Genomic DNA, 24269 nt, shown 5'->3' on the forward strand with positions numbered 1-24269 from the left:
GCTCCGCGCGGTCAATCCTCCAGGTCGGGCAACTGCAGGCGGGTCTGATAGAAATCGCTCGGGCGGCCGATGTCGCGCGCATAAAACAGCAGGCCGCGTTCCCACAGCACGGTTGGGTGGAATTCGTCCCAGACCGTGTTGACGCAGGGGCCGAGGTTCTTGGCGGTGGTGAAGCGGCCATCCTTGAGCCGCGCCGCATGCAGGTCGCCGTAGCCATAGCCCAGGTCGGGCAGCGGGTCGCCGGGAAAATCCAGGCGGGTGAACAGCAGGATGCGACCGTCGGGGGAGATTTCCGGATTGAACTCCCAGCGTTCGGCGGTGTTGACGCCGCCTTCGACCTTGCGCGCCGGCGCGTAGTCGCCGTTGCGCAGGCGTTCGCTGCGGTAGATGTCGAATTCGCCGTCGCGGTCGCTGGCGAAATACACATTGCCGTTGCGGTCGGTGCTCGGGTACAGCTCGTCGCCGGGGCTGTTGACCGCGGCGCCGAGGTGGCGCGGTTCGCCCCAGCCGCGCAACCCGCGCTTGGCGATCCACAGGTCCATCTTCGCCGCCTGGCCGTCGGGCCGCGGCCGCTCCGAGGAGAACACCAGGTAGCGGCCGTCCGGCGACACCGAGGGGTCCATGTCGCTGTGCACGCCGGAGAACGGCGCGACCTGCGGCGCGCTCCAGCCCGATGGCCGCCATTGCGAGGTCATGATGGTCGCGCGCTCGCGGGTGCCCGGCCACCAGCCCTTGCTGGTCGACCAGTAGGCGCGCAGGCGGCTCGGGGTGAAGCTCAGGCGCCATTCCCACTGCGGGGTCGAGATGACGCCGTCGGCGAATTTCGTTACCGGCGGACAAGAGCCCGCGGCTGTGTCGGCGGCCGCGGCGGGCAGGGCGACGGCGGCGAGGGCGGCGAGGGCGGCGAGGGCGATCGAAAGACGCGACAGACGGCGCATGGCGGCGATTCTCCAGGGGAGGTGGCCGCAGCCTGCGCGGGCGCGAACGGCTCGTGCATCGGGCCGGGACGAATCGGCCGGATCGAGGGACCAACCCCGCGCCGGCGATTGCAAGCGCCGCGGCGCCGGTCCAGCATCCCCGTCCATGCGCGATCGCTTGCCGCTGCTGGTGTTGCTGGTGCTGGGCTGGTGGACCCTCAACGGCTTCGTCTGGGTCGGCCAGGTCGTGACCATGCACCAGGCCGCCGGCCAGCCGGCCGATTGGCCGGACACCCTGCGCCAACACCTCGCCAGCGCCTGGCTGTGGGTGCCGATCACCCTGGCGATGTTCGCCTGGGTCGGGCGCCATCCGATCGAACGCGGCCGGGTGATGGCGGCGCTGGCGATGCAGGGTCTCGCGGTGGCCGTGGTGATCGTGCTGCGCGCCGCGGCGGTGGTCGCGCTGAACGGCTGGATAGGCTGGTACGAACGACTGCCGCCGCTGGGGGAACTGCTCGCCGCCAGCGTGCTCAACAACCTGCTGACGAGTTGGCTGATCGTCGGCGTCGCCCATGCCCTGGTCTACGCCGAACGCGCGCGCCGCCGCGAACGACAGGCGATGGAACTGGAAGCGCGGCTGGCGCGGGCGCGGCTCGATGCGCTGACCGCGCAGCTCAACCCGCACTTCCTGTTCAACGCGCTCAATTCGATCGCCGAGATGGTGCACCGCGACCCCGACGGCGCCGACCGCATGCTGGTCGACCTGGGCGCCTTGCTGCGCCACAGCCTCGACCGCTCGCATCGCCAGGAGATCGCCTTGCGCGACGAGCTGGTCGCCCTGGATCACTACATCGGCATCGAGAAGATCCGCCTCGGCGAGCGCCTGCGCATGCATTGGGCGATCGACTCGGCCCTGCTCGACGCGCAGGTGCCGCAGTTGCTGCTGCAGCCCCTGGTCGAAAACGCGATCCACCACGCGGTGGCGATGCGCAGCACGCCCGGCGAAGTGTCGGTGCGGGCCGAACGCCGCGAAGACTGCCTGATCCTCGAAGTCAGCGACGACGGCGGCGCCGGACAGGCGGTGCACGGCGCCGGCATCGGCCTGAGCAATACCCGCGCGCGCCTGCAGGGCCTGTACGGCGACGCGCATCGCTTCGACATCGGCGCGCGCGCCGCCGGCGGCACCTGCGTGCGCCTGGAGCTGCCGTACCGGTGCCGGCAGCCGCTGGAAGCCGCAGCATGACCCTGCTCGCGCCGGCGCCGCTGCGTGCGGTGGTGGTCGACGACGAGGCCATGTCGCGTGCACGCCTGTGCCGCTTGCTCGGGCTGGAAACCGGCGTGCAGGTGATCGCCGAATGCGCCGACGGCGACAGCGCGGTCGCGGCCTTGCGCCGTCTGCCGGCCGACGTGGTGTTTCTCGACATCCGCCTGCCCGACCTCAACGGTTTCGGCGTGTTGCAGGCCTTGTCCGCGCAGAGCCGTCCGCAGGTGGTGTTCGTGACCGCGCATGCCGAGCACGCCCTGCGCGCTTTCGACGCCGACGCGGTCGACTATCTGCTCAAGCCCTATTCGGCCGAACGCCTCGGCGCCGCGCTGGCGCGGGTGCGGCGCGCGCGGGCCGCGCAGACCGAGCGCCCGCTGCGCGCGGCGGCGAGCGGCGAGGGGGCGGGCGAGGGCGCGCGCGAGGGCTATCCGCAGCGCCTGGCGGTGCCGGTCGGCGCGCGCCTGCGCCTGCTGCCGGTCGAGGAGATCGATTGCGCGATCGCGCAGAGCAATTACGTCGAACTGCACGCCGGCGGCCAGGCCTATCTGCTGCGCGAAACTCTGAACGGCATCGAGGCGCGGCTGGACCCGCGCCGCTTCCTGCGCATCCATCGTTCGCGCATCGTCCATCTGCAGGCCGTGCGCGACATCGAGCCGCTCGACGGCGGCCGCTATCTGCTGCGCCTGGTCGACGGCCGGCGCCTGAGCAGCGGGGCCAGCTATCGCGACCGGATCCGCGAGGCGATGGGGCTGGGTTGAGCCGCGCCCTGCCGGCAGCGGCTCAGTCCGCCGCGGCCTCGTCGCGCAGCTGGCGGGCGCGGGCTTCGCCGAGGTAACGATGGATCCACAGCCGCAGCAGATAGATCAGCGGGATCATCGCGAATGCGGCCAGCATCTTGTAGACGTAGTTGACCGAGCCGATCGCGAGGAATTGCGGGATCGGCCAGTGCTGCGGGCCGAGCACGAAGGCGATGTAGAGCACGACGAAGCTGTCGACCAGTTGCGAGACCGCGGTCGAGCCGGTCGCGCGCAGCCAGATGTGTTTCTCGCCGGTGACGCGGCGGATGCGGTGGAACACGCCGACGTCGATCAGTTGGCCGACCATGAAGGCGACCAGCGAGCCGCCGATGCTCCACAGGCCTTGGCCGAAGATGGCCGCGAACGCGGCTTGGTAGTCGGGCACGCCCTGGGCCTGCGCCGCCTGCACCCACCACGCCGCCGGCGCCAGCGCGATCGCGGCGAAAGCGAACACGAAGCCGTAGGCGATCAGCAACGCCGCGAGCCAGGAAATCAGGCGCACGCCGCGGCGGCCGAAGAACTCGTTGACGACGTCGGTCATCAGGAACACCACCGGCCACAGCAGGGTGCCGGCGGTGAAGTTGAGCGAGCCGGTCTGGCCGAACAAATTCCATTGCAGCGGAGCGATGCCGAGGGTGTCCTCGAGGGCGAAGATCTTGACCCCGATGAATTCGGCCAGCGCCGCATTGACGCAAAAAAACGCCGACAGCACGATGAACAAGCGCAGCGCGCGGTCCTGCAGAGTGCGGGTGCCTTCGCCGGCGGCGCTAGGGATCGCGGCCGCGGTTTCTATCCCGGATGCGCTCATCGCCTGGGCCTCACGTAATAGATCACGCCGCTCTTGTCGTCGCTGAAGAAGAAACGGTCGCGGCCGGCCTGCAGCACGTCGCAGGGGCGGCCGTGCACCTTGCCCTTGGCGAGGAAACCGTTGACCAACTCGCCGCCGCTGCGGCCGTCGGCGCCGACCCTGACGATCCGGTAGCCGTGATCGAGACTGAGCTTGCTGCCGCCGTGAAGGGCGACCAGGTATTCGTTCTGCACCAGCGCGCCGTCGGCGGGCGGGAACCAGCTCAGGCCGAGCGCCGAGGCATGCGAGGGAAAAGACGCGAACGGCCTGGGCACCGCGGCGCAGCCGGACTTGCGCGGAAACTTCGGGTCGGCGAAGGCGCGGCCCTTGCTGTGATAGCAGTGCGGCCAGCCGTAATCGGCGCCGTCGCGCAGCGCGAACAGGGTTTCGTCGGGCTTGTGGTCGCCGAGATGGTCGGCGCCCTGGTTGGTCGCGTACAGCCGGCCGTCGCGGAACAGCAGGCCGACCGCGTTGCGCAGGCCGCGCACGTAGATGCGGCGGTCGCTGCCGTCGGGGTTCATCTGCAGCACCGCGGCGCGCACGTCTTCCTTTTCGATGCAGGCGTTGCAACTGCTGCCGACCGAGACGTAGAGCTTGCCGTCGCCGAAGGCCAGCGTGCGGGTCAGGTGCCAGCCGCCGTATTTGTAGCTCAGGCCGTAGTCGGGGAAGCTCGCCAGGGTCTCGGGTTCGGACGCGGGCTTGAGATCGCCGTTGCGGTAACGGTAGCGCTGCAGCTTGTCGGTGTTGGCGACGTACAGCCAGGACCGGCCCTGCGCGTCGGTGTGGAAGGCGACGCTGTTGGGGTTGCGTTGCTTGTCGAGATACACCGAGACCCGGCCGAACCGCCCGCGCTGCTCGTCCCAATCGTCGAGCGCGTAAACGCGGCCGCGGCGGTTGTCGCTGAGGTCGTGCATGTCGGTGACGAACAAACGCCCGTCCGGGCTGCGGGCGAAGAAGCGCACCCGCTTGAGGCCTTGCACCGCCGGAACGATCTCGAGTTCGGCCGGCAGGTTAAGGCTGAAGCTGCGGCCGTCGTCCAAGGCGATGCGATGCGGCGTCAATGCCGCCGGCGCGGCGCTGGCGGCGCCGATGCAGGCGAGGCAGGCGAGCAGGGCGGCAGCGAGGCCGTGCAGGGAAGCTCGGATCATGCCGGCGTCTCCCGTGGTGGTTCGGTCGGGTCCGGTTTCGCCGGGGACGCGGTGTTCGGCGACGGCACCGAGAACGGAATCGACTCGGGCGAGACCGCGCCGCCGGAGATGATGAAGCTCATCGCCTGGTCGACGCTCCAGTCGGTCGGGGTGATTTTTTCCACCGGCACGATTTCCAGATAGCCCGAGGTCGGGTTCGGCGTGGTCGGCACGTACACCGCGGCCAGTTCGCGGCCGGTGCCTTGCTCGCGCATGACCCGGGTGACGAAGCCGATCGACTTCATCTCGTTATGCGGGAAGTCGATCAGCACCACGCGCTGGGTGCCGTCGGGCTTGGTCTGCAGGATGTCGAGCAACTGCCGCGCGCTGCCGTAGATGGTGCTGGCCAGCGGGACGCGCTTGATCAGCGACTCGAACCAGCGCAGCACGGTCTGGCCGATCACCCGCCGGGTCATCACCCCCGACAGCAGGATCACCGCGAGCGTGGCGATCAGGCCGATCGCGGTTTGCACCCAACCGGAGCCGAGCCAAGACAGCGCTTGCGGATGGACGAGAGCTAAGTTCTGCAGCAGCGGCCCGATCAAGGGTTGACTGATGTCCGACAGCAGCACGAACACGAACTTGACCACGACCCAGGTCAGCCAGATCGGCAGCAGGGTCAACAGGCCGGTGAGGAACAGGCGTTGCAGGTTGGACATGCGCATGGCGCGGATTGTAGGGGACCGCGACGGAGAACATGTGGCTGCGCGGGTTGCTTGGGGAACCCTTTGGGAGTTCGCCGCCTTTGCGAGGGGCTGCGCTCGATGCCGTGCGAGGCCGGGTGGGATTGGCTGGCGCGGGGGGGGGGGGGGCGGCTTCAGATCGCGACCATCTGCGTAGCAAAGCAAATCCCCCTGGCTCTTCCCAATGGGGGATAGGAGCCTCGAGTGATTCGCCGTCAGGTCGCGACGATCGCCAGGCTCGAGCTCGCCGGCACTCAGCGCTCGCGCACCAGGCGGAAGCCGACGTCGTCGTACCCGCGGGTGGCGTTGAGCGGACGCAGGGCCGAGCCGCTGCGCCAGGAACTGCCGCCGACCTGGCGTTGCTGGCAGGTACGGCCGCAATCGCCGGACCAGATCGACAGGGCGCGACCGCCGCCGCCCGACATGCGCTGGGCTTCCTCGGCGGTCGGCAGGCGGTAGTGGCGCCCGGTCTGCTGGCTGTACCAGCGCGCATAGGCCTCGGCGTCGGCGGTCGACACGCAGACCACCGGTTCGCTCTCGGTCTGGTCGAAGCCCGGTGCCTTCCAGTCCTTCGGCGCGATCACCCGCAGCAGCGAGGCGCGTTCGCGGCACAACGCCGGCGCGCGCTGGTTAGCGCTGACGAAGCGGGCGTACTCGCCGCGGCTGACCGGGCGCGGGTTGAAACTCACCGCGACGTTGCTGGCCGGCGCGGCCGCTCCGATCGTGGCGACGCCGCGCGCGACCGTGCCGTCGCCGGCGACGCCGCGCGCCTGCGCGATCAAACGGCTCGAAACCGTGCGCGGCAGGCCGAACTCCTCGGCCAGCGCGATCACCCGCCCGGCATCGGCGCCGTCGCCGCGGCGCGCGGCCTGTTCCAGCCGGGTTTCCAGGGCCTGCGCGGCTTTCTCGCGCAGGCTGCGCTGCGCCGCCGAATCGGCGGTGCCGGTCTGCTGGCCGAGCGCGGTGGCGTTGACCAGGTGCTCGCGGGCGCGCTGGTCGCGGCCTTCGCGCAGGTCGCGCGCCATCTCGTCGGCGAAGGCCTGGGTCAATTCGCCGACCACCACGCCGACTTCCGGACTGGTGCTGTCCAGGTGCCAGGCGGTGAGCAGGCTGTTGTAGGCGTTGGCGTCGGCCGGCGAAGCCAGGCGGCCCTGGCCGATGTAGATGCGCGCGTTCTGCAAAGACTCCTGCAACGGCGCCTGCGGCAACGGCGCCATCATCGCCTGGGTCGGGTCGTTGTCGATCCGGGGCGTGCCGCTCTTGTTCGCGGCGGGCAGTTCGGCGCGGAAGAAGCCGTCCTTCTCGACCCGGTTGAGGGCGAAGGCGATGCTGACCACGGCGATCGCGACCACCGCCAGGCCTGCCCAGGCCGGGGTCACCCAGCGCTTGAGCGGGCGCAGTCGCGCGGCCACCCGGCCGAGACGCGACAGTTCGCCGCGGTGCTTGATCTCGCTGACCGCCGCGGCCATTTCGGCGGCATTGCCGAAGCGCTGGTCGGGCTGTTTGGCCAGGGCGCAGTTCATGAAACGCTGCCAGTGCTTGAGCGGCGGCGGCAGCTTCGGAATCGGGTTCTGCGCGTGCATGACCGCCATCGACAGCGCGTCCTGCGCCTCGAACGGCAGCCGGCCGGTGAGCATTTCCCAGCACAGCACGCCGAGGCTGTAGAGATCGGCGCGGCCGTCCACTTCTTCGCCGCGCGCCTGCTCCGGCGCCATGTAGGCGGTGCTGCCCACGGCCAGGCCGGTCGCGGTCATGCGCGCGCCGAAACCGCGGCGCAGGGCGATGCCGAAGTCGGCCAGCAGCGGCCGCTCGGTGATGTCGAACAGGACGTTCTCGGCCTTGACGTCGCGATGGACGACGCCGCGCGAATGGGCGTACTCGAGCGCCGACAGCAGCGGCTCGACGATCGAGATCACCTCGCTCTCGCCGCGCGCGAAACCTTGCTCGATGCGCTTGCCCAGGTGGCCGCGCGGCAGGAACGGCATGGCGTAGTAGGGCAGGCCCTCGCGGGTGCGGCCGACTTCGTGGATGCCCACGACGTGCGGGTGTTCCAGACGCGCGATCGTGCGGACTTCGTTCTCGAAACGGCGGCGGCTGACCTCGTCGGCCAGCGCGTGCGGCAGCATGATCTTGATGGCGACTTCGCGGCCGAGCGCGATCTGCTCGCCCAGGTAGACCGTGGACAAGCCGCCGTGGTTGATGATCTGGCGCAGTCGATAGCCGGGGATCTCCGGCATCGGCGCGCTGGTTTCATCCGATTGCGTTGTGGTTGTAGACATTCGCGGCCCCGTGTCGCGACTGCACAGCTTACGCTGTCGCAGTGCCCGCGTAAGCGGCTAGTGTGCTTCGTGCCGGGCCGCCATGACAAGTCGTGACGAATGGATCCGCCGCTGGACCTTGGTCCACTGGCGTCGCGTTCGCGCCGCCAGGCGCCACTCGAAGATGAGCAACCGGTCAACAATCGCTGCAGGGCCCCAGGCCCGCGATCGCACCATACGTAGGGGGCGCATGCGGAATGGTGCGGCGTCAGCCGCGCTCGGCGCCGTTCGCGCCCGGCTTGTCGCGCTTGCGCCGCACGTACAGTTGTTTGCGGATCCTGGCGACTGTTTCGCCGCTGGCGTCGACGACATCGGTGTCGAACCAGCGCAGGTATTTGTCGCCGCCGGCGGTGGCCTGACGCAGTTCCTCGAGCACCGCATCGTCGAGGCGGAACTCGGCGCGCACGGTGCCGCGCCCGGGTTTGACGAATTCGATCGAACCGGCGCGGTCCCAGACGATGTAGTCGCGGCCGAGGGCGTTCATCGCCAGCAGCATCCAGAACGGGTCGGTCATCGAGAACAGGCTGCCGCCGAAATGAGTGCCGACATAGTTGCGGTTCCAGGGGCGCATGCGCAGCTCGACCGCGGCGTGGCGGTAGTCCGGGGCGATCGCGGCGACGTGGATGCCGGAAAACAGGAACGGCGGCCACAGATTGAGTCCGTGTCGCAGGGTGCTGGCTTTCATGGGGTCGAGACTGGAGAAGGCCGGACTAGCCTGCCATACGGATGCGTATAGTCAAGTGATGGGTCCAGCCGGACGGCTCGGACCAGGCGGGCCTGGATGGGCCTGGCCGGCAGGGACGAAAGCCCAGCCGGCCTTCGAGCGGGCGGCTCAGAACAGCAGCGAGGCCATCTTGCGGCGGTACTGGCCGACCAGGTCCTGGTCTTCGATCACCTTGAAGGCGTCGATCAGGGCCTTGCGCGGCAGGCCGTCCTGGTAGGCGCGGTCGCGGCGCAGCAGCTCGATGAACTGATCCAGGGCGGCCTGGCCGTGGCCGGCGGCGATCAGGCGCGCGCCGAGCAGGTAGCGGGCCTGCGGGTCCTCGGGCTGGGCGGCGATGGCGGCCTGCAGCGTCTCGATCGGCGGCGCGTCCTTGCTCACTGCGAGGAAACCGAGGCGGGCGCGGGCGCGCAGGCTGCGGTCGTCGGTGGCGAGGTTGGCCGGCAGGGCGTCGAGCAACTGCTCCGATTCCTGGGCGGCGCCGGTCGCGAGCAGGGCCAGGGCCAGGTCGAGCTTGAGCTCGGCCTTGTCGGGCTGCTCGGCGACCTCGTGACGCAAGCGCACGACCTCGCTGTGCGGGTCGACCGCGGCCGGTTCGGCCACGGCTTCTTCGACCGGCGCGGCGGCTTCGGCCGGTTCGATGCCGTGGTGCTTGAGGAACTCGCGCACCGCGCTTTCCGGCAGCGCTTCGGCGAAGCCGTCGACCAATTGGCCGCCCTTGACCAGGAACACGGTCGGGATCGAGCGGATCTGGAACGCCGCGCCCAGTTGCTGCTCGGCCTCGACATCGACCTTGGCCAGCTCGAAGGCGCCGTTGTAGTCGGCCGCCAGCTTCTCCAGGATCGGGCCCAGGGTCTTGCACGGCTGGCACCATTCGGCCCAGAAATCGATCAGGACCGGCACCTGCAGGGACTTCTGCAGCACCTCTTCCTGGAAGCGGTCGGCGGTGGCGTCGAAGACGTGGGGCTTGGCGGTTGCGGTCATCGTCTGGCTCGTCTGCGTGATGCGCGGGTTGGAACCCGAAGTGGGGGCGATCGCGCGCAAGGCAAGCGCGCGCCGCGGGTGCGCACGCTAGCATGACGCGATGAAACGCTCAGCGAACCCGAACCGCCGGCACTTGGACCGCAGCGACTCGAACGGCCGGAGCCCGAACGGCGGGGACCCCAAAGCCGGTGCCAATGCCGGCGCGGGTGTCGGCGCAGTGGCCGGCGTCGCCGTGCACCACGGCCGCATCCAGGCGCTCGCGGCGGCCGCGGCGCTGTGCTGTCTCGGCGCCTTGCTCGGGTTCGGCGCGGCGCTCGAAGGCTACTCGCATCGGCTGCACCCGCCGGGCCTGCTCGGCGCCGATGGCATCGCCCACGCCGGGGCGTTCAATCTGTTCGGTTTCGCGGTGCCGGGCCTGGTGTTGGCGGCGGTGGCCTGGCGGCTGCGCGAGCGCCTGCGCAGCGGCGGCGCGATGGCGCGCATCGGCGCCTGGCTGTGGTGCCTGTCGGCGCTGGCCTGGGCGGCGCAGGGTGCGATGGCGCTCGATCCGACCGATCTGGACGCGCAGGCCAGCCGCCTGCATGCGACGGCGTGGATGCTGTGGTGGCTCGCCTTCGTGGCCGGCGCGGGTTTGCTCGCGATCGGTGCGCGAAGTCGGCCGGAAGCGCGCGGCCTGGCGCCGGTCGCGGCGCTCGCCGGCGCGCTGGTGCTGGCCGCGGTGTTCGGTGCCGATCTCGGCGTATGGCCGGCGCCGATCGCGCAACGCCTGGCCTTGCTGGTCTGGCTGGCCGCTTATGTAGCCACCACGCGTGGCGAACCACCCGGTAGCTGACGGACGACGGCGCGCCTTCGATGCCGCACGGGCAAGAGCGCGACGCATCGCGCGTCTCCCTCCTGCGAGGGGTGCCGACGCCGCAGCAAGGCCGATCGTATCGGCGCCTGCCGCGGACGAGAGGTCCGCAGCCGACCTTGCTGCGGCGACGGCGGTCCCGGGTCGCACGGCGCGGGGTTCCCGAGCCGCGCGACGACGGACTCAGCGCGCGCTTTGCCGCGTTTCGACGATGCGCGCGGTGTCGACCGGTGTGGCCTGCTCGCGCTCGCGCGGCCGCAGCGCATCGTTGGCCGCGGCGGTGAACTCGCAAAAGCTCGCCCGGCAGTCGTTGTATTCGACCTCGCAGGCCAGTTGTTCTTCCGGTGTGACCGCAGCGCGGATGCAGGCGCGATAGGGATAGAAACATTCCGGGCACGGCGGCGCCGCCAGTGCCTGGGTCGTCGAGAGCATGCTGGCGAGCGCGGCCGCGCAGACGGCGGCGGCGAGCGAGAACGATTTCATTCGAACTCCTTTTCCACGGGCGCGAGCGCCTCGTTGTGCTGCGTCGTCGAATCTCCTGCGCCGGGGCGTGCCCGGCGCCATGCTTATGACACGCATGCGGCGGGGCCGCCGTGACTCAGTTCACGGGCATGGCGGCGCTGCCGCCGTGCGCGGCGCGCAGGCGGCTTTTCTGTGAACTGCAACGGGCGAGCGCTGCGAAAGCCGACACGCGGCGGCGTTCGCGACGATGCGGCGCCGCGCCTACAGGGCCTGTTTGAACACTTGGCCGTCCTTCATCACGAAATCGACCTTCATCACCGCGTTGATGTCCTCGAGCGGATTGCCCGGCACGGCGACGATGTCGGCGCGCTTGCCGGCCTCGATCACGCCCTGGTCGTCGACGCCGAGCACCTCGGCGGCGCGGATCGTCGCCGCCTGCAGGGCCACCGCGGCGGGAATGCCGGCTTCGACCATGTAGAGGAATTCGCGCGCGTTGTCGCCGTGCGGGCCGACGCCCATGTCGGTGCCGAAGGCGATCTTGACTCCGTTCTTGTAGGCCTGGGCCGCGGTCTGCTGGATCAGCGAACCGATCCGCGCCGCCTTCGGCCGCACCACCTCGGGGAAGTAGCCCTCGATCTTGGCCTTGTCGGCGACGAAGCGGCCGGCGTAGATGGTCGGCACGTACCAAGTGCCTTTCTGCTTCATCAGCGACATCACCTCGTCGGTCATGTAGGTGCCGTGCTCGATCGTGGTCACCCCGCCGAGCACCGCGCGCTTCATGCCTTCGGTGCCGTGCGCGTGCGCGGCGACGCGGTAGCCGTAGTCCTTGGCGGCATCGACGATGGCCTTGACCTCGTCGACGGTGAACTGCGGCGCGTCGCCGGACTTGGCGTAGGACAGCACGCCGCCGGTGGCGGTGATCTTGATCACGTCGCTGCCGTCCTTGTAGCGCTGGCGCACCGCCTGGCGCGCCTCGTCGACCGAATTGATCACGCCCTCGGTCGGGCCGGGCGGGCCGAGCAGGTGCGAGAGCGTGGCGTTGTAGCCGTTGGTCGGGTCGGCGTGGCCGCCGGTGGTGGCGATCGACTTGCCCGCGGCCCAGATGCGCGGGCCGGCGACCAGGCCCTGGTTGATCGCGTCGCGCAGGTGCGGGCTCACTTCGCCGCCGAGATCGCGCACGCTGGTGAAGCCGGCCATCAGGGTCTTGTTGGCGTAGCCGACCGAGCGGAAGGCGAAATCGACCGGGTCGAGGCGGAAGTCTTCCTCGTAGCTCTTCGGGCTGGACTGGTCGCCCAGATGCACGTGCAGGTCGGTCCAGCCCGGGGTGCAGGTGTGGCCGGACAGGTCGACCGTGCGCGCGCCCGGCGCCTCGGCGCGGCCGTCGAGGACCTGTTCGACCTTGCCGTCGCGCACCACCACGGTGCGCGATTCCAGCAGTTTGCCGCTGCGCGCGTCGAACAACCGGCCGCATTGCAGCGCCATCGGCTCGGCTGCGGCGGCAGGGGCGGCATAGGCCGGGGCGGCGGACAGGACGGCGATGACGGCGACGGCGAGACGGGTCATATGCGGATTCCGGGACGAAGTTGGCCGATCTTAGCCGCCGATCCGGCCGCGCACCGTTGCCAAGGGTCATGCTTGACTGCAAGTTGAGGGCCGATGCGGGCCGGCCGGACCGGAGGCCCGCATCGGCCGCACAGGCCTCCGGCGGCATCCATCCGGTTCGTCCAGAACGAGTCGACCGTCATGACCAAGCTGTCGCTGTTGCTCGCCGCCGTCCTGTTGTCCGGGGCCGCCCAGGCCACCGAGGTGCGCACCGCACCGGCTCCCGACCGCACCACCGGCGGAACCATCGGCAATCTGCCGAAGTTCTGCCCGATGGGCAAAACCGTCAAACCGATCTATAACGAAAAGGGGCAGATCGTCGCGTTCGAGTGCGTTTGAGCGCACGCCGGCGCCGTATCGGGCGCTGCGCCCGCGCGGCGAGCATGAAAGCGAAGTCCGGTCCGCGAGGGCCGGCCTTCGTCTTTGCCCAGCGACGGGCCGACCGCCGGACATACGCCCGGGGCAGGCCGCAGGGGCGCGTCGCCGGGTCGGGCGAACCGGTCCGGGGCGCCGCTCGCGGCCGTCCGCGCATGGCGGGGCTTGGTGCGCTGCGGTAGGCTTGCCGGTCCTGTCCTTTTGCTCATGCCCGCCTGTGTCTACCGACGTCCCCCACGCCCCGCACGACCCCAAGAGTGAAACCAAGGCCTTCGACCCGAGCAGCGTCGAAACCGCCGCCCAGCGCTATTGGGACGCCACCCGCGCGTTCGAGGTCGACGAAAGGTCGGACAAGCCCAAGTACTACTGCCTGTCGATGCTGCCGTATCCCTCCGGCGCGCTGCACATGGGCCATGTGCGCAACTACACCATCGGCGACGTGATCAGCCGCTACAAGCGCATGACCGGCTTCAACGTGCTGCAGCCGATGGGCTGGGACGCGTTCGGCCTGCCGGCCGAGAACGCCGCGATCAAGAACAAGACCGCGCCGGCCAAGTGGACCTACGCCAACATCGCCCACATGAAGGCGCAGCTCAAGACCATGGGCTATGCCATCGACTGGTCGCGCGAGTTCGCCACCTGCACGCCGGACTACTACGTCCACGAGCAGCGCATGTTCGTGCGGCTGATGAAGCAGGGCCTGGCCTACCGCAAGAACTCGGTGGTCAACTGGGATCCGGTCGACCAGACCGTGCTCGCCAACGAGCAGGTCATCGACGGCCGCGGCTGGCGCACCGGCGCCCTGGTCGAGAAGCGCGAAATCCCGCAGTGGTTCCTCAAGATCACCGACTACGCCCAGGAACTGCTCGACGGCCTGGACACGCTGCCGGGCTGGCCGGAAGCGGTCAAGACCATGCAGCGCAACTGGATCGGCCGCAGCGAAGGCCTGGAGATCCGCTTCGACGTGCGCGACGAGAACGGCGCCGCGGTCGAACCGCTGACGGTGTTCACCACCCGTCCCGACACCCTGATGGGCGTGACCTTCGTTTCGATCGCCGCCGAGCACCCGCTGGCCGCGCTCGCCGCGCAACGCGACAGCGACCTGGCCGAGTTCATCGCCGAGCTGCGCCGGGGCGGCGTGTCGGAAGCGGAACTGGAAACCCAGGAAAAGCGCGGCCGCGACACCGGCCTGCGCGCGATCCACCCGATCACCGGCGACGAACTGCCGGTGTTCGTCGCCAACTTCGTGCTGATGAACTACGGCACCGGCGCGGTCATGGCCGTGCCCGGCCACGACCAGCGCGACTGGGAGTTCGCCAAGCGCTACCAGCTGCCGATCAAGACCGTGATCGTGCCCGACGCGGTGCGCGACGCGCTGGCCGAGATCGGCGAGGACGTCGCCACCCTGCACAAGGACCCGATGCGCAGCGCGCTGGGCGGCGCGGCCTCGGTCGACGTCTACGGCACCAGCGCGGCGGTGCAGGTGGTCGAGGAGTTCCAGCACGGCATCGAGGAGCAGGGCGCCTGGACCGAGCGCGGCTGGCTGGTCAACTCCGGCGACTACGACGGCCTGGATTTCCAGCAGGCGCTGGACGCGTTGGCCGCGCGCTTCGAAGCCGAAGGCCGCGGCAACCGCCGGGTCAATTACCGCCTGCGCGACTGGGGCGTGAGCCGCCAGCGTTACTGGGGCTGTCCGATCCCGGTAATCCTGTGCCCGAGCTGCGGCGACGTGCCGGTGCCGGAAGAGCAGTTGCCGGTGGTGCTGCCCGAGGACGTGGAATTCAGCGGCGTGGCGTCGCCGATCAAGGCCGACCCGCAGTGGCGCAAGACCACCTGCCCGAACTGCGGCGGCGCGGCCGAGCGCGAAACCGACACCTTCGACACCTTCATGGAGTCGAGCTGGTACTACGCGCGCTACACCTCGCCGGGCGCGGCCCAGCAGGTCGACGAGCGCGCCAAATACTGGACCCCGGTGGACCAGTACATCGGCGGCATCGAGCACGCGATCCTGCACCTGATGTACTTCCGCTTCTATCACAAGCTCATGCGCGACCAGGGCCTGGTCGACAGCGACGAACCGGCGACCAACCTGATGACCCAGGGCATGGTCATCGCCGACACCTTCTACCGCACGCAGCCCAACGGCGGCTTCGACTGGATCAACCCGGCCGACGTGGAGGTCAAGCGCGACGAACGCGGCCGCATCACCGGCGCGGTGCTCAAGGCCGACGGCGAGCCGGTGCAGATCGGCGGCACCGAGAAGATGTCGAAGTCGAAGAACAACGGCGTCGACCCGCAGCTGATGGTCGGCAAGTTCGGCGCCGACACGGTGCGCCTGTTCTCGATGTTCGCCGCGCCGCCGGACCAGTCGCTGGAATGGAACGAGGCCGGCGTCGAAGGCATGGCGCGCTTCCTGCGCCGCCTGTGGGCCATGGTCCATCGCCACGCCGCCGACGGCGCTGCGCCGGCGCTCGACCTGACCGCCCTCGACGCCGCGCAGAAGACCCTGCGCCGGCAGTTGCACGAGTGCATCCAGAAGGTCGGCGACGACTACGGCCGCCGCCACAGTTTCAACACCGCGATCGCCGCGGTCATGGAACTGCTCAATCACCTGGGCAAGTTCGACGACGCCAGCGACAACGGCCGCGCCCTGCGCCAGGAAGCGCTGGCGGCGATCGTGCTGTTGCTCAACCCGATCACCCCGCACGCGAGCCATGCGTTGTGGCAGGTGCTGGGGCACGAGGAGACCCTGCTCGAAGACCTGCCGTTCCCGGCGGTCGACGCCTCGGCGCTGCAACGCGACGCGGTGACCCTGGCGGTGCAGGTCAACGGCAAGCTGCGCGGCACCATCGAGGTGCCGGTCAACGTCGCTAAGGAAGAGGCCGAGCGCCTGGCCCTGGCCGAACCGAACGTGGTCAAGTTCATGGAAGGCCTGAGCGTGCGCAAGGTGATCGTGGTGCCGGGCAAGATCGTCAACATCGTCGCGAGCTGAGTCGGGCGCGCGGAGCGGGGAAGGCGGCAACAGCGACAACAGCGACAGCAACTCCGCCCTGGTCCCCCCTAAAAAGGGGACATCGGCCGGGCGGTCGCGTCGTTGTCTTTGCGGCCGCGTCGCCTGGTCGTCGCTTGGTCGCCGCGGCGGCGATGGCCGTCGGCGGCGCCGTCGTCCCCGCTGTTGCCGTTCCCCCTTCGAAGCAGGGGTAGGGGGCTGCTCTCAGCCCGCAAGCTCCGGGCTTTCAGCTCTTACCTCCAACCTCCTCGAATCCCATGACCCCCATCCTCTACTGCCACCCCGACTCAGGCTTCAGCTACAAGGTCGCGCTGGCGCTGCGCTTGCTCGGGATCGAATTCGAACAGCGCCACGTCGACATCCGCCGCCCGCGCGAGCAGCGTTCGCAGGAGTTCCGCGAACTCGCCGCGCACGGCGAGGTGCCGGTGTTGCGCATCGACGGTCTGGTGCTGTGCCAGTCGAACGTGATCCTCGACTATCTGGCGACCCGCAGCCGCGCGCTCGACGGCGATACCGTCGAACAGCGCCTGCACGTGCGCGAATGGCTGTCGTGGGAAGCCAACCGGGTCAGTCTCAACATCGCCCACTCGCGCTACGGCCGCCAGTTCGGTCATTACGACCCGGCGGTGCTGGCCTGGTACGACCGCCGCTCGCTCGCCGACCTCGACCGCCTGCAGGCGCAGCTGAGCGCGACGCCGTGGCTGGCCGGCGAGGCGCCGAGCATCGCCGACGTCGCCTGCAGCGGCTATCTGTTCTTCACCGTCGAGCCCTGGGCCGAAGCGGCCGGTTTCGCGATGCGCAGTTGGCCGGAGCGCTGGCCGGCGGTGCGGGCCTGGCTCGACCGGCTGATGGCCCTGCCGGGCGCGCAGACGCCGCAGGCGCTGTTCGCCGGGCACGCGATCGCTTACTGAGCCGCGCAAGCCCATCGTGGGCCCGCCATAAGCGCGACGGACCGGCGCACCTGCCGGTTCCGAGTGCGGTCGCGGACGCAGCGCCGGCTGCGACCGCTTCGGCGCCAATGCGGTTCAGGCTTCCTATTGATGCCCGAAGCCGCCTCGTCCAGACTTCGCCACATGACGCCTCGCACCCCCTTTCTCCGCGCGACTGCCCGCACTTCGCTGGCGGTCCTCGTGCTGGCCCTGTCGGCCTGCGGTTTCCAGTTGCGCCAGGCGCTGACCCTGCCGCCGGACCTCGGCCCGGTGCGGGTGGTCTCCGCCGACCGTTACAGCCCGCTCGCCGAATCCCTGGCCCAGGCGCTGACCCGCGCCGGCGCGGTGCCGGCGACCGCCGACTCCAGCGAAGTGGCGGTGCTCGACCTGCTGTCGGAGCGTTGGGGCGATACCCCGGCCGCGCTCGACGAACTCGGCCGCGTCCAGGAATACAGCCTGCGCTACGCCGTCGCCTTCGAGCTGCGCAAGGCCGACGGCACCGCGCTGGTGCCGCGCCAGAGCATCGAGCTGGCGCGTGACTACGTCTCCAACCCGGTCAACGCGATCGGTACCGAAGGCGAGCGCGAAATCCTGATGCGCGAAATGCGTCGCGAAATGAGCGCCGCGGTGCTGCGCCGCATCGGCGCCGTCACCGAACGGCGTTGATCTTCGCCGCCTGCCTGCGTCGGCGACCATGGAACTGACGCCCGAGCGCCTGCTCGCCCAACTCGACGGCGAGGCCCTGCGGCCGGTCTATCTGATCGCCGGGCCCGAGCCGCTGCGCGTGCTCGAAGCCGCCGATGCGGTGCGCGCCGCCGCGCGCAAGCAGGGCATCGACGAGCGCGAAGTGTTCGAAGCCGAAGGCAACCAGCGCGAGCCGGACTGGAACGCGCTGTCGAGCGCGTTCCGCGCGCCCAGCCTGTTCGCCAGCCGGCGCCTGATCGAGCTGCGCCTGCCCAGCGGCAAGCCCGGCAAAGAGGGCGCCGAAGTGATTTCCGATTTCTGCGCCGACCCGCCGCACGACGTCAATCTGCTGATCAGCGCCGGCGAATGGAGCAAGCAGCACGGCGGCAAGTGGAGCGAGGCGGTGGCCCGCGTGGGCCACCTCGCCGTCGCCTGGGCGATCAAGCCGCACGAACTGCCGGAGTGGATCGAGCGCCGCCTGCGCGCGCGCGGCCTGCGCGCTGATCGCGACGCAGTGCAGAGCCTCGCCGAGCGGGTCGAGGGCAATCTGCTCGCCGCCGCGCAGGAGGTCGACAAGCTCGCCCTGTTGTCCGACGGCGAGACCATCGATCTCGAACGCATGCAGGCTTTGGTCGCCGACGCCGCGCGCTTCGACGTGTTCCGGGTGCTCGACGCGGCCATGAACGGGCAGGGCGGGCAGGTCTCGCGCATGCTCGCCGGCCTGCGCGCCGAAGGCGAGGCGGTGCCGGCCTTGCTCGGCATGGTGGTGATGGAGCTGCAGCGCACCGCGGCGCTCGCGCGGGTCAACGCGCGCGGCGGCAACATCAACGCCGAGTTCAAGGCGCAGCGGATCTGGGACTCGAAACAGCCCATGTATCGCCGCGCCCTGCAGCGTCACGACGCCCGCCGCTGGGAGGCCCTGCTGGCCCAGGCGGGCCGGGTCGACCGCATGGCCAAGGGCCGCGAGAGCGGCGACGCCTGGGTCGCGCTGGAGCGCCTGCTGCTGGCCGTCGCCGAGCCGCGCGCACTGCGCCTGCTCGCGGTGTCGGGCGCCTGAGTCGTAGCCCATGGGCTTGCTGGTCTTCTACGGCGGCACCTTCGACCCGATCCACGACGGTCACCTGGCGATCGCGCGCGCCGCGCGCGACACCTTGCGCGCCCAGGTGCGCCTGATGCCGGCCGCCGATCCGCCGCACCGCGCCTTGCCCGGCGCCAGCGCCGAGCATCGCGCGCGCATGCTCGACCTGGCCGTAGCCGGCGAGGACGAGCTGATGGTCGACCGGCGCGAACTGCGCCGCCAGGGCCGTTCCTACACGGTCGAGACCCTGCGCGAGGTCCGCGCCGAAGTCGGGCCGGAACAGCCGCTGGCCCTGCTGGTCGGCGCCGACAGCTTTCTCGACCTGCCGCAATGGAAGGAATGGCAGGCCTTGTTCGGCCTGGCCCATTTCGTCGTCGCCGAGCGCCCTGGCAGCCCCCTCGACGACGAGCGCATCGCGTTCGCAGACGGTCGCGAGACGGCCGAGGTCGAAGCGCTACGACAGGCCCCGGCCGGGCGGGTATTTCGCCTGAACCAGCCGCTCCATGCCGAATCGGCCAGCCAGGTACGGTCGCTGATCGCCGCCGGAAAGCCCTGGCGCGACTACGTTCCGGCGGCCGTCGCCGGCTACATAGAACGCCATGGTTTATACGGCGTGATAGCGCTGCGCGGCGCTTCGGTATAATCCCGGCACACATCCCGTCACGCAGAGCCGATTTCCCCTTGACCAGCCAAGCCCAAGTCATCAAGACCCAGCTGCCGAACCCGCCGCCGCCGATCGCGTTGTTGCTCAAGACGGTCCACGCCGCGGTCGAAGAACTCAAGGCCAAGGATGTCGTCGAAATCGATGTGCGCGGCAAGAGCAGCGTCACCGATTACATGGTCGTCGCCTCCGGCACCTCGACCCGCCACGTCAAATCGATCGCCAACGAAGTCGTCAAGTTCGCCAAGAACCTCGACGTCATGCCGCTGGGCGTCGAGGGCGAGCGCGAGGCCGAGTGGGTACTGGTCGACCTCGGCGACGTCGTCGTCCATGTGATGTTGCCGCGCGTGCGCGAGTTCTACGCGCTCGAGCGCCTGTGGACCGTCGGCGACCAGCCGCCGCCGCCGGAAGGCTACGAAGGCAAGTTCGAGACCGACGACGAAGACCGGTTCTGATCGGGCCGCGGCTGAGAAGGCCGCATCCGATCGTAAGGTTTCGCAGCGATGCAACGACGGCGCCCCGGGGCGCCGTCGTCGTTTGCGGAGCAGGCGCTGCACGGCGCTTCGAAGGCCAGGGCGGGCGAGCGCGGTCGGCCCGCGCGGACGCCAGGAATCCCGGCAAAGAAAAGGGCGCCCGAAGGCGCCCTTTCTCAATCGGCGAATGGCGTAATCAGTTGCGCGACTGCAGCTTCGACAGCAGGCGCAGGAACTCGATGTACAGCCACACCAGGGTCACCATCAGGCCGAACGCGCCGTACCACTCCATGTACTTCGGCGCCCCCTGTTCGACGCCGGTTTCGATGAAGTCGAAATCGAGCACCAGGTTCATCGCCGCGACCACCACCACGAACAGGCTGAAGCCGATGCCGATCAGGCCCGATTCGTGGATGTACGGGATGTTGATGTTGAACAGGCCCAGCACCATCGTGGCCAGGTAGATCAGGAAGATGCCGCCGGTGGCCGCGGCCACGCCGAGCTTGAAGTTCTCGGTCGCCTTGATCAGGCCCGAGCGATACGCGAACAGCAGCGCGAACAGGGTGCCGAAGGTCAGCATCACCGCCTGGATCACGATGCCCGGGAACTTCGCCTCGAAGATCGAGGAAATCGCGCCGAGGAAGAAGCCCTCGACCAGCGCGTACAGCGGCGCGGTGACCGGCGCCCAGGTCTTCTTGAAGGTGGTGATCAGGGCCAGGATCAGGCCGCCGATCGCGCCGCCCCAGACGTAGGGGCCGGCGCCGACCGCGCCGAGTTCGGTGATCTGGACCTGGCTCCAGGCGAAGGACGCGGTGATGACGGTCAGCAGCAACAACACGCCGGTCTTGTTGACCGTACCGTTCAGGGTCATCACCTGGTCGCCGCCGCGCACGACCGAGCCGGTGCCGAGGTCGAGGAAGGTCGAATCCTTCAATGCGGGATTGCCGCTGCGCATGGTCTTGCTCCTTGGGAAACGCGGTTTTGAGATTGAATACTAGCTGGGGTCGAAGCATACATCGCACAAGCGGCGCCGGCTCGGGCAGGGCGGTGCCGCGGCGGCGATGCACGATTGACAGGAAACAAAGCGCCGCCCACACTATGCGGCCTTTCGCGGTCTTGGCGTGTCGCGGGAGTCCCGGCTCGGGGTATAGCTCAGCCTGGTAGAGCGCCAGCTTTGGGAGCTGGATGTCGTGGGTTCGAATCCCTCTGCCCCGACCATCCATCGAGCAGGCTCGGCCGTCAGTTAAGATGTAATCTGGCGCCCGTAGCTCAACCGGATAGAGCACCGGCCTTCTAAGCCGGTGGTTGTGGGTTCGAGTCCCGCCGGGCGCGCCAAAAAAGTTTTCGCGAACCTGCGTTCGTGGTTCAATGACGCAGGTTGCAGCAGCAGGTTTATGGTGGATGTAGCTCAGTTGGTTAGAGCACCGGATTGTGATTCCGGGGGTCGCGGGTTCAAATCCCGTCTTCCACCCCAAGGTGTTGTGCGGTACTGATTTTTTCTGTATAGTTCCGCACCTAGTTTCACCGGGCTGTTAGCTCAGTTGGTAGAGCAGTTGACTCTTAATCAATAGGTCCAAGGTTCGAATCCTTGACAGCCCACCAAATCGAAAGGCATCTGGAGCGATCCAGGTGCCTTTTCTTTGGCCGCGATTTGTGCCCGCCATTGGATCGGGTTTGCCTACAGGCAGGCACGCCCGAAAGCCGGCCTCTCCGCGGGCCGCCCCTTGCGCAAGCCGGTGGGTGTATGCCGCCTCGACCGCTCCGGCGCCGGTTTCCCGCGGTTTGCGGCGTTCGCCCGGTGCGGACGAACCCGCCTGCGGTCCGATACTCTTCGGCCATCACATGACCGGTTCGAAACGAGCATGAGCGAGTGCTGCGGTTGCGGCAAAGTGATGGACGTCGCGGCGATGCAGGCCAGGCAGCGCCGCGTCCTCGCGATCGTGCTCGCCATCAACATGGCCACCTTCGCGATGATGGTTTTCGCGGCCTGGTACAGCCGGTCCTCATCGGTCTTGTCGCAAGGCCTCGACAACCTCGGCGACGCGCTGACCTACGCCCTCAGTCTGGCCGTGGTCGGGGCGAGCCGCCGGTCCAAGGCGCGAGTGTCCTTGTTCAAGGGCCTGTTGATCCTGGCGGCGGCGGTCGCGGTGGCCGTGCAGATCGCCTGGCGCTTGTGGCACCCCGCGATGCCCCTGTTCGAGGGCATGGGCATCGCCGCGACGCTGAATCTGGCGGCGAACTACGTTTGTCTGCGGTTGCTGTCGCCATACCGGGAGGGCGACGTGAACCTGGCCTCGGCCTGGGAGTGCGCCCGCAACGACATCTACGAAGGCTTCGCCCTGGTCGCGGCCACGCTGATGGTGTGGCTCTTCGGCGCGGGCTGGCCCGATCTTGCGATCGCCGCGGCGTTGTCGATCCTGTTCCTGCGTTCGGCGTCCCGGGTCCTGGGCGCCTCCTGGCGGGAGCTGCGCGCGGCGTCCTGACGGCGCGGCGGGCGGCGCGATCGCCAGGCGCTTTTTCCCGGCGCGACCGCTAGAATGCGTCGGCCGCATCCCTGCGATGCCGGCCCTGGGCGAAAGTGGCGGAATTGGTAGACGCACTGGATTTAGGTTCCAGCGGGTAACCCCCGTGCGGGTTCGAGTCCCGCCTTTCGCACCACGCAGGCGGGTCGGCAGCCGCCCGCCGTGCAGGCGCCAATGGCCGAAACCTCCAGCCGGGCTCCTGCTGCAGGCAGGCAGCGACCGGCCCCGCGTAGATCGCGCCGGCAGCCATCCGCGCCTCGGCCCGTCATCCAAGCGGCTCGCCGGCCCGGATCGGTCGCTTTCCGGCCAGCACTACCGGCCAACCGGACCCGCCGCCGGCCCCCAAACCGCCCCCGGCTGCGACCCAGGTCGCGAATTCCGCCGTTGTGGGCCCCACAACCCCGCCCGGACGGCTGTTCCGCCCCCGGGCGCTGGCAGCCCGGCCCGTAATCGGCCAAACTAGCAAGTTCCGCTGGCCGACGAGGGTCTCGTCGATAACGGCGGCCGGACAAGATCATCAACATCGTGCTGCGGCGAGTGCCGTGGTCGCAGGAGTGGATATGCAAGTTTCGCTCGAATCGCTGGGCTCGCTCGAACGCCGACTGACCTTCAGCCTCCCGGCCGAGAACCTGGAAAACCAGGTCGGCGGCCGCCTGCGCGAAATCGCGCGCGGCGCCAAGATCAAGGGCTTCCGCCCCGGCAAGGTGCCGACCAAGGTCATCGAGCAGCGCTTCGGCGCGCAGGTGCGGGCCGAAATCCTCGACGGCATGCTGCGCGAAGGCTTCAGCAACGCCATCCGCGAGGAAAAGCTGCAGATCGCCGGTAACCCGCGCATCGAGCCGGCCAACGAAAGCGGCGAGACGCTGTCCTACGTGGCGACCTTCGAGGTCGTGCCGGACTTCGGCGAGATCGACGTGGCCAAGCTCAACATCGTGCGTCACGTCGCCGAGGTCGCCGACGCCGACATCGACGCGATGATCGAAAATCTGCGCCTGCAGCGCCGCACCCTGAAGTCGGTCGACCGCGCCGCTCAAGAGGGCGACGTGGTCGAGCTGGAAACCTGGACCCAGGTCGGCGAGGAGCGTCTGCCGGCCGAAGGCGCCGAGCACGGCAGCACCGTGATCGGTTCGGAGTCGATGTTCAAGCCGCTCGAGGACGCCCTGATCGGCCTCAAGGCCGGCGAGGAAACCGTCGCCGAAGTCGAGTTCCCTGCCGAATGGCGCGCTCCGCAGCTCGCCGGCCAGAAGGCCAGCGTGCACCTGAAGCTGAACCACGTCTCCGAGCCGGTCCTGCCGGAAGTCGACGCCGAGTTCATCAAGAGCTTCGGCGTGAAGAGCGGCGATGCCGAGCAGTTCCGCAGCGACATCCGCACCAACCTCGAGCGCGAGCTCAAGGGCGCGCTGATGACCCGCCTGCGCCGCGAAGTCGGCGAGCAGCTGATCGCCGCTTACGAGTCGGTCGAAATGCCGCCGAAGCTGGTCGAGAACGAAGCCCGCGACATGGTCTGGCAGACCGTCGAGCAGGCCCGCCGCCAGGGCCGCCAGATCGAAGCCCCGGCCGACGCGCACCTGAACTACATGGACGCGGCGCGCAAGCGCGTGCTGGTCGGCCTGCTGGTCGGCGAGATCGCCCGCCGCCACGAGCTGCGCCTGGAGCCCAAGCGCGTCAACGAGACCCTGCGCCTGATCGCCTCGACCTACGAGGAGCCGCAGCAGGTGATCGACCTGTACCGCAACGACCAGCAGCTGATGGCCGGCCTGCAGAACCGGGTGATGGAAGAGCAGGTGATCGACTGGATCGCCGAGCGCGCCCAGCACACCGAGCAGTCGCTGTCGTTCAGCGAAGCGATTCGTCCGGCCTGACCGGACGCTTTCGAGCGTTCCCGATCGGGCGTGCCAGGCGGTA

At 69.2% G+C, this 24269-nt stretch carries 22 protein-coding genes and 5 tRNA genes; 17 read left to right on the forward strand and 10 right to left on the reverse strand.

Annotation, left to right across the window (positions count from 1 at the left end; genetic code table 11):
* Nucleotides 1–11 precede the first annotated feature (11 nt).
* Nucleotides 12–938: a TolB family protein gene (locus AC6CH2_RS16705; protein ID WP_498270193.1), complete on the reverse strand. Its 927-nt coding sequence runs from the start codon at nucleotides 936–938 to the stop codon at nucleotides 12–14.
* A 145-nt stretch (nucleotides 939–1083) separates the two neighbouring features.
* Here AC6CH2_RS16705 and AC6CH2_RS16710 point away from each other — a divergent pair, with 145 nt between their 5' ends.
* Nucleotides 1084–2160 (forward strand): sensor histidine kinase, encoded by a 1077-nt coding sequence (locus AC6CH2_RS16710; RefSeq protein WP_498270194.1) that lies wholly within the window; start codon nucleotides 1084–1086, stop codon nucleotides 2158–2160.
* Nucleotides 2157–2939 (forward strand): LytR/AlgR family response regulator transcription factor, encoded by a 783-nt coding sequence (locus AC6CH2_RS16715; protein WP_498270195.1) that lies wholly within the window; start codon nucleotides 2157–2159, stop codon nucleotides 2937–2939. Before AC6CH2_RS16710 ends, AC6CH2_RS16715 begins: the two co-directional genes overlap by 4 nt.
* A 22-nt stretch (nucleotides 2940–2961) precedes the next feature.
* On the opposite strand, the gene AC6CH2_RS16720 is transcribed toward AC6CH2_RS16715, so the two are convergent.
* From AC6CH2_RS16720 to AC6CH2_RS16745, 6 genes are all read right to left on the reverse strand, one after another.
* Nucleotides 2962–3786: a queuosine precursor transporter gene (locus tag AC6CH2_RS16720; protein ID WP_498270196.1), complete on the reverse strand. Its 825-nt coding sequence runs from the start codon at nucleotides 3784–3786 to the stop codon at nucleotides 2962–2964.
* Nucleotides 3783–4973, reverse strand: coding sequence for a PQQ-dependent sugar dehydrogenase (locus AC6CH2_RS16725; protein ID WP_498270197.1), 1191 nt, complete (start codon nucleotides 4971–4973; stop codon nucleotides 3783–3785). Before AC6CH2_RS16725 ends, AC6CH2_RS16720 begins: the two co-directional genes overlap by 4 nt.
* Nucleotides 4970–5677, reverse strand: coding sequence for a DUF502 domain-containing protein (locus AC6CH2_RS16730; RefSeq protein WP_498270198.1), 708 nt, complete (start codon nucleotides 5675–5677; stop codon nucleotides 4970–4972). Before AC6CH2_RS16730 ends, AC6CH2_RS16725 begins: the two co-directional genes overlap by 4 nt.
* 272 nt (nucleotides 5678–5949) lie before the next feature.
* Nucleotides 5950–7932, reverse strand: coding sequence for a bifunctional serine/threonine-protein kinase/formylglycine-generating enzyme family protein (locus AC6CH2_RS16735; RefSeq protein ID WP_498270199.1), 1983 nt, complete (start codon nucleotides 7930–7932; stop codon nucleotides 5950–5952).
* A 289-nt stretch (nucleotides 7933–8221) separates the two neighbouring features.
* Nucleotides 8222–8698, reverse strand: a complete 477-nt coding sequence (locus AC6CH2_RS16740; RefSeq protein WP_498270200.1) for a DUF4442 domain-containing protein — start codon at nucleotides 8696–8698, stop codon at nucleotides 8222–8224.
* Nucleotides 8699–8845: 147 nt separating this feature from the next.
* Nucleotides 8846–9718, reverse strand: coding sequence for a tetratricopeptide repeat protein (locus tag AC6CH2_RS16745; protein WP_498270201.1), 873 nt, complete (start codon nucleotides 9716–9718; stop codon nucleotides 8846–8848).
* A gap of 100 nt (nucleotides 9719–9818) precedes the next feature.
* Here AC6CH2_RS16745 and AC6CH2_RS16750 point away from each other — a divergent pair, with 100 nt between their 5' ends.
* Nucleotides 9819–10550 (forward strand): DUF998 domain-containing protein, encoded by a 732-nt coding sequence (locus tag AC6CH2_RS16750; protein ID WP_498270202.1) that lies wholly within the window; start codon nucleotides 9819–9821, stop codon nucleotides 10548–10550.
* Nucleotides 10551–10751: 201 nt separating this feature from the next.
* Here AC6CH2_RS16750 and AC6CH2_RS16755 read toward each other — a convergent pair whose 3' ends face one another.
* Together AC6CH2_RS16755 and AC6CH2_RS16760 are read right to left on the reverse strand one after the other, a co-directional pair.
* Nucleotides 10752–11051, reverse strand: a complete 300-nt coding sequence (locus tag AC6CH2_RS16755) for a hypothetical protein (RefSeq protein WP_498270203.1) — start codon at nucleotides 11049–11051, stop codon at nucleotides 10752–10754.
* A 240-nt stretch (nucleotides 11052–11291) separates the two neighbouring features.
* Nucleotides 11292–12593 (reverse strand): metal-dependent hydrolase family protein, encoded by a 1302-nt coding sequence (locus tag AC6CH2_RS16760; protein WP_498270204.1) that lies wholly within the window; start codon nucleotides 12591–12593, stop codon nucleotides 11292–11294.
* A 180-nt stretch (nucleotides 12594–12773) separates the two neighbouring features.
* Between AC6CH2_RS16760 and AC6CH2_RS16765 the strand changes: the two genes are divergently transcribed.
* The 7 genes from AC6CH2_RS16765 (at nucleotide 12774) to rsfS (ending at nucleotide 19824) form a co-directional block, all read left to right on the forward strand.
* Nucleotides 12774–12971 carry a hypothetical protein gene (locus AC6CH2_RS16765; protein WP_435396380.1) on the forward strand — a complete coding sequence of 66 codons (198 nt, stop codon included), beginning with the start codon at nucleotides 12774–12776 and terminating at the stop codon, nucleotides 12969–12971.
* Nucleotides 12972–13224: 253 nt separating this feature from the next.
* Nucleotides 13225–15999, forward strand: coding sequence for a leucine--tRNA ligase (leuS, locus tag AC6CH2_RS16770; RefSeq protein ID WP_498270205.1), 2775 nt, complete (start codon nucleotides 13225–13227; stop codon nucleotides 15997–15999).
* 275 nt (nucleotides 16000–16274) lie between these two features.
* Nucleotides 16275–16928 (forward strand): glutathione S-transferase family protein, encoded by a 654-nt coding sequence (locus AC6CH2_RS16775; RefSeq protein ID WP_498270206.1) that lies wholly within the window; start codon nucleotides 16275–16277, stop codon nucleotides 16926–16928.
* A gap of 162 nt (nucleotides 16929–17090) precedes the next feature.
* Nucleotides 17091–17612: an LPS-assembly lipoprotein LptE gene (locus AC6CH2_RS16780; protein WP_057917448.1), complete on the forward strand. Its 522-nt coding sequence runs from the start codon at nucleotides 17091–17093 to the stop codon at nucleotides 17610–17612.
* 28 nt (nucleotides 17613–17640) lie between these two features.
* Nucleotides 17641–18687, forward strand: a complete 1047-nt coding sequence (holA, locus tag AC6CH2_RS16785; protein WP_498270207.1) for a DNA polymerase III subunit delta — start codon at nucleotides 17641–17643, stop codon at nucleotides 18685–18687.
* Nucleotides 18688–18697: 10 nt separating this feature from the next.
* Entirely contained in the window at nucleotides 18698–19351 is a 654-nt protein-coding gene (nadD, locus tag AC6CH2_RS16790) for a nicotinate-nucleotide adenylyltransferase (protein ID WP_498270208.1), read from the forward strand.
* 38 nt (nucleotides 19352–19389) lie between these two features.
* Nucleotides 19390–19824 (forward strand): ribosome silencing factor, encoded by a 435-nt coding sequence (rsfS, locus tag AC6CH2_RS16795; protein ID WP_435396375.1) that lies wholly within the window; start codon nucleotides 19390–19392, stop codon nucleotides 19822–19824.
* A gap of 214 nt (nucleotides 19825–20038) precedes the next feature.
* Here rsfS and AC6CH2_RS16800 read toward each other — a convergent pair whose 3' ends face one another.
* Nucleotides 20039–20797, reverse strand: coding sequence for a Bax inhibitor-1/YccA family protein (locus AC6CH2_RS16800; RefSeq protein WP_435396374.1), 759 nt, complete (start codon nucleotides 20795–20797; stop codon nucleotides 20039–20041).
* Nucleotides 20798–20983: 186 nt separating this feature from the next.
* Between AC6CH2_RS16800 and AC6CH2_RS16805 the strand changes: the two genes are divergently transcribed.
* The 7 genes from AC6CH2_RS16805 to tig all read left to right on the forward strand — a co-directional run bounded on the left by AC6CH2_RS16805 (nucleotide 20984) and on the right by tig (nucleotide 24226).
* Nucleotides 20984–21060 (forward strand) — tRNA-Pro (locus AC6CH2_RS16805).
* Nucleotides 21061–21100: 40 nt separating this feature from the next.
* A tRNA-Arg gene (locus AC6CH2_RS16810) sits at nucleotides 21101–21177 on the forward strand.
* Nucleotides 21178–21239: 62 nt separating this feature from the next.
* Nucleotides 21240–21316 (forward strand) — tRNA-His (locus AC6CH2_RS16815).
* A gap of 52 nt (nucleotides 21317–21368) precedes the next feature.
* Nucleotides 21369–21444: transfer RNA gene (locus tag AC6CH2_RS16820), tRNA-Lys, on the forward strand.
* Between the two features lie 260 nt (nucleotides 21445–21704).
* A complete protein-coding gene (locus AC6CH2_RS16825) occupies nucleotides 21705–22325 on the forward strand; it encodes a cation efflux transmembrane domain-containing protein (RefSeq protein ID WP_498270377.1) in 621 nt (206 codons plus the stop codon).
* Nucleotides 22326–22414: 89 nt separating this feature from the next.
* Nucleotides 22415–22500, forward strand: a tRNA-Leu gene (locus AC6CH2_RS16830).
* 424 nt (nucleotides 22501–22924) lie between these two features.
* On the forward strand, nucleotides 22925–24226 hold the full coding sequence (gene tig, locus AC6CH2_RS16835; RefSeq protein WP_498270209.1) for a trigger factor: 1302 nt from the start codon (nucleotides 22925–22927) through the stop codon (nucleotides 24224–24226).
* Nucleotides 24227–24269: the final 43 nt, after the last annotated feature.

It is taken from the genome of Lysobacter sp. GQ73, assembly GCF_059758755.1.